Annotated in this window: 7 protein-coding genes and 1 pseudogene; 1 reads left to right on the top strand and 7 read right to left on the bottom strand. The window is 51.5% G+C overall.

Annotated elements, in window-relative coordinates:
- The 7 genes from Q0140_RS11185 to Q0140_RS11155 all read right to left on the bottom strand — a co-directional run.
- On the bottom strand, nt 1–655 hold a 655-nt coding region (locus tag Q0140_RS11185; RefSeq protein ID WP_297964608.1), incomplete at its 3' end, for a radical SAM protein.
- Nucleotides 656–1,197: 542 nt separating this feature from the next.
- A complete protein-coding gene (gene hemE / locus Q0140_RS11180) occupies nt 1,198–2,244 on the bottom strand; it encodes a uroporphyrinogen decarboxylase (RefSeq protein ID WP_297964606.1) in 1,047 nt (348 codons plus the stop codon).
- Nucleotides 2,245–2,246: 2 nt separating this feature from the next.
- Nucleotides 2,247–2,738: a YqhA family protein gene (locus tag Q0140_RS11175; RefSeq protein ID WP_297964604.1), complete on the bottom strand. Its 492-nt coding sequence runs from the start codon at nt 2,736–2,738 to the stop codon at nt 2,247–2,249.
- Between the two features lie 303 nt (nt 2,739–3,041).
- Entirely contained in the window at nt 3,042–4,073 is a 1,032-nt protein-coding gene (locus tag Q0140_RS11170) for an aspartate-semialdehyde dehydrogenase (RefSeq protein ID WP_297964602.1), read from the bottom strand.
- On the bottom strand, nt 4,066–6,786 hold the full coding sequence (gene gyrA, locus Q0140_RS11165) for a DNA gyrase subunit A (RefSeq protein ID WP_297964610.1): 2,721 nt from the start codon (nt 6,784–6,786) through the stop codon (nt 4,066–4,068). The genes Q0140_RS11170 and gyrA overlap by 8 nt, the downstream gene beginning before the upstream one ends.
- Nucleotides 6,787–6,836: 50 nt before the next feature.
- Complete coding sequence (locus Q0140_RS11160) at nt 6,837–7,454, bottom strand: ComF family protein (protein WP_297964600.1); 618 nt, start codon at nt 7,452–7,454, stop codon at nt 6,837–6,839.
- Nucleotides 7,455–8,003 (bottom strand): YajG family lipoprotein, encoded by a 549-nt coding sequence (locus Q0140_RS11155; protein ID WP_297964598.1) that lies wholly within the window; start codon nt 8,001–8,003, stop codon nt 7,455–7,457.
- Between the two features lie 92 nt (nt 8,004–8,095).
- Between Q0140_RS11155 and Q0140_RS11150 the strand changes: the two are divergent.
- A pseudogene (locus tag Q0140_RS11150) lies at nt 8,096–9,817 on the top strand (DNA polymerase III subunit gamma/tau); the annotation flags it as partial.
- Between the last annotated feature and the right edge of the window lie 310 nt (nt 9,818–10,127).

The following is a 10,127-nucleotide window of genomic DNA, read 5'->3' as shown; positions in this document are numbered from 1 at the left end:
GCTGCGCCTCGCTCACCCCCTGCACGCGGTATGCGGGCGGGCGATCGATCGTGCCAAGATCTACGCGGTGCGGGTTGATGCGAGCTAAAGCTGCATTCAGTGCCGCAAAGTCCTCTTGCGTGTCGTTTATCCCGCGCACGACTAGGATTTCGATATCAAGCTCGCCGCGAAACTCACGCGCAAAATCCGTGATCGCGCTTATGATATCCTCGGCGCTAATGCCCGCGTGCGGGCCGTCCACCTTACGAAAGCTTTTCGCAAGCGCGCTATCTAGCGAAAATTTGCAGATATCAAGCTTCGCTAGCGCCGCACTGTTTTCGCGCACGAGCGAGCCGTTTGACAAAACGAGCAGCTTCTGCGGCAGGCGCAACTCCTTTAGCGCGCTTGCGAGCTCTGCAAAGCGCGGATGTAGCGTGGGCTCGCCGTTTGCCGTGATCGTGATGACGTCAATGTTAGGATGCACCGCCAGCGCAGTTTTCAGCTCGGCGATGACCGGGCCGATCTCACAGGGCTCGCTCATTGCGCTTACCGGCTTGCCCGCGCCCAGCTCGCAATAGACGCAGTTGAAGTTGCACTGCTTGCGCTGCGGGCTCAGGTCGATGCCGAGGCTGCGCCCGAACCTACGCGAGGTTACGGGCCCGAAAATATATCTCATTTTTGCTCCATGATTTGATTTGCGGGGTTTGCTCGCAGAATTTTGCTTTAAAATTTGCTTTAAATTTCGCTTCCGCGCGCTGAAATTCTGCGCCGGTTTTATGCGAATTTCACTTCCGCCGCCGCCCCGCTACGATGAAATTTTAAACTTAGAGTTTTGAATTTATCCTTAAATTTGGCGCGTGCGAGCTATAAATTTAAGACGCGAGCTAAATTTAAACTCGCGAACTCTCGGTATTTTACGGCGCCGTGGACACAGCGCATAGAATTTCAGATCCTCGCTCGGCATAAAATTTCAAACTGCGGCTAAATTTTAAAATTTGAGATACAACCGCGCTAAAACGGCGCAGAATTTTAAAATTTAGAGTTTTACGTTCTGCGCGCTGTTTTGGCGGCATGAAAGCGGCGTAAAATTGAAATTTTATTGTAGCGGCAGGATCGCGCGAAAGCAAAGCAAGCGACCCGAGCGAGCGAAATTTTAAATTACGGCTCTATAAAATTTCACAGTGGCGTGCGGCAAGCAGACTTTCGCAAAATAAGGCTTTAGCGCGCGCTTAGCTCGTGCACCAGATCCACTAGATATTTGGCGTTTTGCACGCTTACGTCGGGCAAAATTCCATGCCCTAGATTAAAGATATGCGCCGCACCCTTCATCGCCGCTAAAATCTCGCGCACGCCCGATTCTATCGCGCCGCGATCGTATAGCCGCATCGGCTCAAGGTTGCCCTGAAGCGTAAATTTGCCCCCGAGCTGCTCGCGCGCAAGCTCAATCGGAGTGCTCCAATCCACGCCCCATACGTCAAAGCTCGCCTCGCCTCGCTGCTCCGCGATACGGCTCAGCCGCGACATCTGCGCGCCCGTGCCCTTGGCAAAGACGATGAGTGGGATATGCGGGAATTTCGCCTTTAAAAATTCCGTGATCTCTAAGATGTATCGCCAGCCGAACTCCTCATACGCGCTCGGCTCCAGCGCGCCCGCCCAGCTGTCGAAGATCTGCACCGCATCGACGCCCGAGCCGATCTGGCGCTCCAGATAAAGCTTCGTCGCCTCCGTAACGAGGCGCAAAATTTCATGCAGAAGCTGCGGATTTTCGTAGAGCATCCTTTTGCAAACGGCGTAATTTTTACTGCCGCCGCCCTCGATCATATAGGTAGCGATCGTCCACGGCGCGCCGCAAAAGCCGATGAGCGCTTTGTCCGCGGCAAGGCGAGAGCGTGTAAGCGAGATCGTATCATAAACGTATCCGAGCTCCGCCGCGGCCTTTTGTGGATCAAGGCGCGCCAGATCGCTCTGAGAGCGGATCGGATCGCTAAAGCGCGGCCCCTCGCCCGCTTCGAAGCGCAGATCCATCCCCATCTGCATCGGCACGACCAAAATATCGCTAAATAAGATCGCCGCATCGACGCCCAAAATCTCTACGGGTTGGATCGTTACCTCGCTCGCGGCGCGGTAGTCGCGGCACAGGCTCAAAAAATCGCCCGCCCTCTCGCGCACCGCCATGTATTGCGGCAGGTAGCGCCCCGCCTGGCGCATCATCCAAATGGGCGTGTATGGGGTCTCTTTGCCGAAGCATGCGTCGATGAAAACCATTTTTATCCTTTAAATTTACTCAAAATATACAAAGCCAAACAAACCGCAAAGATAGCCCCTGCGAGCAAAAGCATATCCAAAGGGGTAGTAAAATCAGTATGCAAAATTCTCTTGAAAAAATCCACTACGAGCACCATTATGATGACGCTGCCGAGTTTGTGCTTCAGCTCATCTAGCGAGGCGATCTTTAAAACTTGTAAATTCAGATCCACAAACTCGTCGATAAAGAGCTCATAAATTCCAAATACGAAGATTAGCAGCACTATAGCGACCAGATACAGATCGATCGCCGTTATTATCTCGCTTAAAATATCGACGTAAAGCGTTCCCTTGCTCTGCGGAGCTAGAAAAAATTCTACGATTTTATAAAGCGCCGAGCAGATTTCGTAGCTTGCCATCACAAATATCGCTGCGCCTGCCGCGATACAAAAAAGCACTGGCAGGAGGGCTAAAAATTTGCTGCAAAGTAAAAATTTCTCAAATATAGCTTTCATTTCTTCCTTAAATTTTAATTCAGGATTAGCTGCTCCGCAAGCGGACGTATAAATTTAAAGCCGCCTCATGCCGAAGCGTTCGTTTAAATTTACGCTCGTTTACAACCGCATAAATTTACGCTATTTGATCGCGTCCGTTTGAGTCTTTAAAATTTTGCGCCAGGTTAAAGGCGCAAAATTTCAGCTCGCGGCGTTAAATTTTAACTAAGTTGATTTGCAAATTTATTCGCGCGGCTTCGGCGCCGAAATCGCGCACACAACCGTATCCGAGCGCAAAGGCTCGGCAACTTTGCTAAATTTATCCTACCTGTCTTGCTGCATATCTATCCAGCGAAGCGCGATACGTACGGCGTTCGTAGCCGCTCCGACGCGGATCTGATCGGCGCTGCACCAAAGATGCAGAATTTTATCGTCGAAATTGTCCCTGCGGAGCCTGCCGACGTAGGTTTCGTTCGTATCGCTAGAAAGCAGCGGCATTGGGTATTCGTTTTTGCTTGGATCGTCTGTAAGCACGATGCTAGGCGCGTTTCTTAAAATTTCGCGCACGCGGCTAATCTCGAAATCCTTTTTAAATTTTATCGTGATCGCCTCGCTGTGGCTACGTAGCACCGGCACGCGCACGCAGGTAGCCGAAACGGCGAAGTTTTTATGCAAAATTTTCTGCGTTTCGTTCACCATCTTCATCTCTTCTTTGGTGTAGTCGTTGTCCAAAAAGACGTCGATGTGCGGGATGACATTCATCGCGATCTGATGCGGGAAAACCTTCGGCTCGCACTCATCAAGCTTAAAAGCGAAAAACTGCTGCAGCTGCTCTACAAGCTCGCTCATACCCTCTTTGCCTGCGCCGCTTGTCGCCTGGTAGGTGCTTACATCTACGCGCTCGATATCAAACGCGTCATCAAGCGGCTTAAGAATTTGAACCATCTGGATAGTTGAGCAGTTCGGATTAGCGATGATACCTGTCTCTTCCCACAGCTTTATATCCTGCGGATTGCACTCGGGCACTACGAGCGGGACGTTTTCTTGCATGCGAAAGTGGCTCGTGTTATCGATCACCACCGCGCCGCTTGCCGCAGCAAATGGCACGTAATGCGCCGAAATGGAGCCGCCCGCGCTAAAAAACGCGATGTCGATCTCGTTTTCGTCGAAGGTGCTGTCCGTTAGCTCCCTCACGACGTATTCTTTGCCGCGGAATTCCACCTTCTCGCCCGCGCTCTTTGCGCTTGCAAGCGGCAGTATGTCCTTTACGGGGAAGTTCATCTCGTCTAAGACGCGCAAAATCTCCTCGCCTACGGCGCCGGTAGCGCCTACGATGGCGATATTGTAACTACTCATCCTCTCCTCCTTTTAAAATTTCATCGCTAGGGCCGTCGCTCTGCGAATCTTTGCTATCTAAATTTGAATTTAATAAATTTTCATCCTGCGCAAGCTCGTCCGCTTCTCCCTCGTCGCCCTCCTCGGCTTTCGGGCAGGTCGCGATGCTCACGACGTCGTCGCCCTCGACATTTACGACGATGACGCCGCTGGTGTTGCGACCCGCTTTACGGATGCTTTGCATATCGACGCGGATCATCTTGCCGCTGGTGGTTAGCGCCATGAGATCCATCTCCTCATCGACCATCACGACGCCGATGAGCTCGCCCGTGCGGTTGGTGAGCTTCATGCAGATGACGCCCTTGCCGCCGCGGTTTGTGAGGCGATACTCGCTCGCGGTCGTGCGCTTACCGATACCCTTTTGGCTCACGCTTAAAATTTCTTGCATGTCGCTTAAAATAAACGCGGCGCCGATGACCTCGTCGCCTTTTTCTTTAAATTTAATACCCTTTACGCCGCGAGCGATGCGCCCCATCTGGCGAATTTTATTTAGATTAAATTTAAGGCACATTCCCTTTTTCGTAGCGATGAAGAGCATATTTTCGTTGGCGCTTTGCGGCTCGCCGTCTTGCGCGCCCTCGCCCTGCGAAATTTCATCCTCGCTTCCCTCCAAAATATCCTGCTCGGTCTGCTCTAGAATTTCTTCAGCCTCGCCGCCGTCCAGATCGTCGCCGCTTAGAGCGCCTCCTTTGTAGTTTTGCATCTCCTCGGCGCTGTTTGGAGCGATGAGAGCGGTTACTAGCGTATCGTCCTCATCCAGGCTGATAGCGCGGATGCCAAGCGAGCGGATGTTTTTAAACTCGCTTAAATTCGTGCGTTTTACGATGCCGTTGCGAGTGAAAAATACGAGCGACTTGCTCGGATCAAAATCGGTCGTAGGGATGATCGCCATGATCTTTTCGTCCGCGCCGAGCTGGATTAAATTTACTACCGCCTTGCCCTTTGCGGTGCGCGAGCCCTCCGGAATTTTATAGACCTTAAGCCAGTAAAGCTGCCCGCGGTCGGTGATAAACATAAGCGTGTCGTGAGTGTTGGACGTAAAAAAGCTCTCGATGAAGTCGTCATCGTACGTCGTGACCGCCACGCGCCCCTTGCCGCCGCGCTTTTGCTTCTCGTAAGTCTTGCTAGGCACGCGCTTAATATAGCCGCGGTGAGTGATCGTAACGACCATATTTTCATTCGCGATAAGATCTTCGATGTCGATATCCTCGTAGTCATCAACGATTTCGGTAATGCGCGGGCATTTGAATTTATCCTTGATCTCCAAAAGCTCATCTTTGATGATGCCCTCAATCAGCTCCTCGCTCTTTAAGATCGCATCAAGCCGCTTTATCTCGGCTAAAATTTCTTTTAGCTCCTCCTCGATCTTTTCGCGCTCAAGTCCCGTTAAGCGGCTTAGCCTCATATCCAAAATCGCGCCCGATTGCGCCTCGCTGAGGCCGAATCTACTCATTAAATTTTCGCGCGCGACGTTGGTGTCGGCAGAGTTTCTAATTACGTCGATCACTTCGTCGATATTATCTAGCGCGATCTTTAAGCCCTCCAAGATGTGCGCTCTAGCGCGTGCTTTTTGAAGCTCAAAAATCGTGCGGCGGATGATGACGGTTTTTCTGTGGTTCAAAAACAGCTTCAAAAGCTCTATCAGCGTGAAAATCTTCGGCTCCTTGCCGTCGATTGCGAGCATTATCACGCCGAAGGTCGCCTCCATCGTGGTTTGCTTAAATAGATTATTCAGCACGATCTCGCTCATCGCGTCGCGCTTAAGCTCGATTACTACGCGAATTCCGTCGCGATCGCTCTCGTCGCGCACCTCGGAGATGCCCTCGATCTGCTTTTCTTTTACGAGATCTGCGATCTGCTCGATCAGGCGCGCTTTATTGGTCTGATACGGCAGCTCGTCGATTACGATGACGTCTTTGTTAGATTTTTTTTCGATATGGGTTTTAGCGCGAATTTTAACTCGCCCTCTGCCCGTTTTATACGCCTCGATAATCCCTTTTTTGCCGTAGATTATGCCGCCGGTCGGAAAATCTGGACCCTTGATCTCGCCCATGATCTCCTCTAGGCTTGCGTTTTTATTCTCAAGCAGTATCAAAAGACCGCCCACGAGCTCATCTAGGCTGTGCGGCGGGATATTCGTCGCCATTCCCACGGCGATTCCGCTCGAGCCGTTAAGCAGCAAATTAGGCACGCGCGCAGGCAGGACGTCGGGCTCGTTTAAACTCTCGTCGTAGTTCGGCACGAAATCGACCGTCTCTTTATCCAGGTCTTTTAGCAGCTCCTCGGCTAGCGGCGTCATACGCGCTTCGGTGTACCTCATCGCCGCCGCTCCGTCGCCGTCGATCGATCCGAAGTTACCCTGCCCGTCCACGGAAGGAATTCTCATCGAAAAGCTCTGTGCCATTCGCACGAGCGCGTCATAAACGGCGGTATCTCCGTGCGGATGGTATTTACCGATGACGTCGCCTACGATACGAGCGGATTTTTTGTATGGCTGGCGAGAGCCCACGCCAAGATCGTTCATCGCATATAAAATTCGCCTATGTACCGGCTTTAGGCCGTCTCTGGCGTCCGGCAGCGCACGACCGATGATAACGCTCATCGAGTAATCAAGATAGCTCGTCTTGATCGATTCCTCGACGTCTATATCGATGATCTCCTGATTTTCAAACATATTTGATTGCATAAATATCCTTTTAAATTTTAAAGCGCGATTATAGCGAATTATTCTTTTGCATTAGCTAAAACCAAGCCGCACACGGGCATAAAGCCGCCATCGATCAAACTCTCGCGCGCTTGCAGCATGCTAAGACCTGAGGTGATGATATCGTCTACTAGGATCACGGGGAATTGCGGCGGGGTTAAAATTTTAAAATTTCGCTTGTGTTTTAGGCGAAATTCCAAACTCTGCCCGGTGTATTTGACGCGATTTTGCGCGCGCAGGCAGTGAAATTTTGGCTCGATTAGCTCGCTTTTTAGCGCGCGAGCTAAGATCGCCGTGTGCGAATAGCCGCTACGAGCGTCATCATCCAGCGGCACGGCGTTAAATTTAAAAATTCCGTCCGTTTTAAACGCCTCGTAATTTTGCGGATTTGCAGAAATTTCGCGCTGCAGATGAAGCGGGAATTTCGCTAGGCTTAAAGAAGCTATGCGCGCAAGCACCGCAGCGCCGTATTCGTGATGTTTAGAAAGTATAAGCTCTCGAATTTCGGAGTAGCCGTAGTAGTAAAATACGCTAAAGCTCTCCACCTGCCGCATACCTAGGCGGCATTCGGCTAAATTTGCGGCGCAGGCGGCGCAGATCGTGCGCAGGCTAAACGCGCCGCAATTTACGCAGCGCATCTAAAGCGTCAAGATGATTTGATCGGCGGATTTTTTGACGATGTCGCCAAGCAAGCTTTGCACGAAAGGATTAAGCGATCTAGCCGTGCGAAGCGCGGTAAATTGGCTCTGATCCTGCGAAACGCGCTTGGTCGTAGTTTTGTTGCCCTGCACGATAGAAATCGCGATCTCGCCTCTTGCGCTCATATTTTCCTTCGAGTAGCCGTTGATCGCTGCCGAGATGCTTCTAATATTTACGGTTACGATATTCGGGCTTGCCGGATCGATCTTTACGCCGCGAGCCTCAAGCTCCGTGCGCAAAGCCTGATCAAACCACGCCGAGAGATTGTTTTTTAAAAGCACTTCATCTACTAGCTTGCCGTCGTTATCGTTGATGACGGCGATTACCATCTGATTTTCGCGCTGATCGTTGATCGCGTTGATATTTACCGACTTGCCGCTTACGGTCTGATCGGCCTTAGAGAGATACGGATTTAGGCTGATGACGCTGCTGGTTTGCGAGCAGGCGACAAAAAATAGCGCAAAGACGCCGATTAAAAATTTTTTCATTTTTATCCTTTTTCTGAAATTCGGGCGCATTGTAGCACTAAATTTAAAATTTATAGATTTTTTTGTATCATTGCAAGATCAAAGGAGAAATTTTGCAAGCACTCGCTTTAAAATACAGACCCAAAAGCTTCGATCAGCTCATCGGTCAAGACGCCGTCGCCAAAAGCCTCGCACACGCGCTGGATTCGGGCAGGCTGAGCCACGCATATCTTTTCAGCGGACTTCGCGGCAGCGGCAAAACCTCGACGGCTAGGATTTTTGCCAAAGCGCTTTTATGTGATAAAGGCCCTACCGGCAAGCCGTGCGAGATCTGCGATAACTGCGTAATGGCAAACGAGGGGCGTCACATCGACATCATCGAGATGGACGCCGCCAGCCACCGCAAGATCGACGATATCCGCGAGCTCATCGAGCAGACGAAGTATCATCCCGCAAGCGCGCGCTTTAAAATTTTCATCATCGACGAGGTACATATGCTCACCAAAGAGGCCTCCAACGCGCTTTTAAAGACGCTTGAGGAGCCGCCTAGCTACGTAAAATTTATCCTTGCGACCACCGATCCGCTCAAGCTTCCAGTCACCGTGCTATCGCGCACGCAACACTTTCGCTTTAAGCCGATCGCTAAAAGCGCCGTCGTAGCGCACCTAGAGCAAATTTTAAAAACCGAAAACATCGCTTACGAAGAGGGCGCGCTTGAAATTCTAGCGCGCAGCGGCTCGGGCTCGCTACGAGACACGCTTACGCTCCTCGATCAGGCGATTATCTTTAGCCGCGAGGGTATTACGGAACGGGCGATCGCCGATATGCTGGGCCTGCTCGATCCCGCTAAGATCGGCGAAATTTTAGACGTCGTGCTGCGCCAGGACCGCGCGGGCGCGATCGAGATCATCAAAGAGGTCGAAAACTACAACGCCGAGACGATAATCGACGAGATGATCGCAAATTTAAAGGACAAATTCCTGCGACGCGACGCGAAATTTAGCCTACTGATGTATGAGCGGTTTTTCCGCATTTTAGCGGGCGCTAAAAGCATGCTCGCCATCAGCCCGGACAACACCTACGCGATCTCTATGATGATTTTTATGATGATGGAGGCGGTAAATCTGCGCGAAATCGACGAGCTCATAGAGGTCGGCAGATCGCTGGATCAAGGCGAGGGCTATGCTTCCGCTTCGGCGCCTAATTTAAACGCGCAAAGCTCTGCGCTGAATTTTAGATCGAATTCCAATCAAAGCGCGGCATTTGCACCAAATAACGAGCCGGGCGGCGCGGCTTTTACATCAAGCGACCATGGTAGCGCGACAAGCGGCGTGCCGAGCTTTACTGCGAGCGCAAAACGTCCCGCAAACTCGGCGCAAAACTTCGGTGCGGCAAAACAGAGCCCCGACGCAAGCAGCGAGATCAAACCTGGCGCAGCGGCACAGGCGCAAAATTCTAACTCTTCCATCAAAGCGGGCGTTCAAAATGAAATTTACGAGAATTTTTTAGCCAAAATTTACGACCGCGATTACGATCTGGGCGAGAAATTTAGCAAATGCATAGAATTTTTAAAGTTCGAGCGCGGCACGCTGCATCTGCTCTCGCGCGCGCAGGGACAGGACAGAGAGTACCTACGCAAGGGCTCGCGAGCGATCAATAGCGTGCTAAAATCGCTTTTCGGCGAGAACGCAGCCATCAAGATCGAGCAGGGCGCACCGCAGAAGCAGGAAAATTCTGCGCAAAATAGCGCGGAAAATTCCGCTCCTAGCAGCGTAGATAGCACAGCGAATGGCAAAGCAGGCAGTGCGACAAAACCGCTTGAAAATTCCAGCGCTACGACAAGCGATGCGCAGAATTCCGACTCGGACGCAAGCAAGACCACAAACTCCGAGCAAAATGAAATTTCAAACGGCGGCGAAAATTCCGAAGAAAATTCCGCGCCGAAAGCGGCAAAACCGCAAAAAAAAGGCGATAACAGCGAGGGCGAAAAACAGCCGCCCAAGGACGATCTGCTAAGATCCACCGATCCGCAAAACTACGCCGCAAAGCCTCGCGATACGAGCAAGAGCGTGCGCGCCGCCAAGGCTGGTCTCGCCGAGCTCGCAAACGGCGCGCAGGACGGCAAGGAAATTTTGATCTCCGAGA

This window comes from uncultured Campylobacter sp. (assembly GCF_938045405.1).
GTDB lineage: Bacteria > Campylobacterota > Campylobacteria > Campylobacterales > Campylobacteraceae > Campylobacter_B.
The sequence above is the reverse complement of the archived record's forward strand: the minus strand, read 5'-3'. Positions and strand labels throughout refer to the sequence as shown.

Bases quoted from the DNA above. Each gene is read 5' to 3' on its own strand.
- Q0140_RS11170 (WP_297964602.1), bottom strand. From the start codon at position 4,073: ATGAGTAGTTACAATATCGCCATCGTAGGCGCTACCGGCGCCGTAGGC.
- gyrA (WP_297964610.1), bottom strand. From the start codon at position 6,786: ATGTTTGAAAATCAGGAGATCATCGATATAGACGTCGAGGAATCGATC.
- hemE (WP_297964606.1), bottom strand. From the start codon at position 2,244: ATGGTTTTCATCGACGCATGCTTCGGCAAAGAGACCCCATACACGCCC.
- Q0140_RS11155 (WP_297964598.1), bottom strand. From the start codon at position 8,003: ATGAAAAAATTTTTAATCGGCGTCTTTGCGCTATTTTTTGTCGCCTGC.
- Q0140_RS11175 (WP_297964604.1), bottom strand. From the start codon at position 2,738: ATGAAAGCTATATTTGAGAAATTTTTACTTTGCAGCAAATTTTTAGCC.
- Q0140_RS11160 (WP_297964600.1), bottom strand. From the start codon at position 7,454: ATGCGCTGCGTAAATTGCGGCGCGTTTAGCCTGCGCACGATCTGCGCC.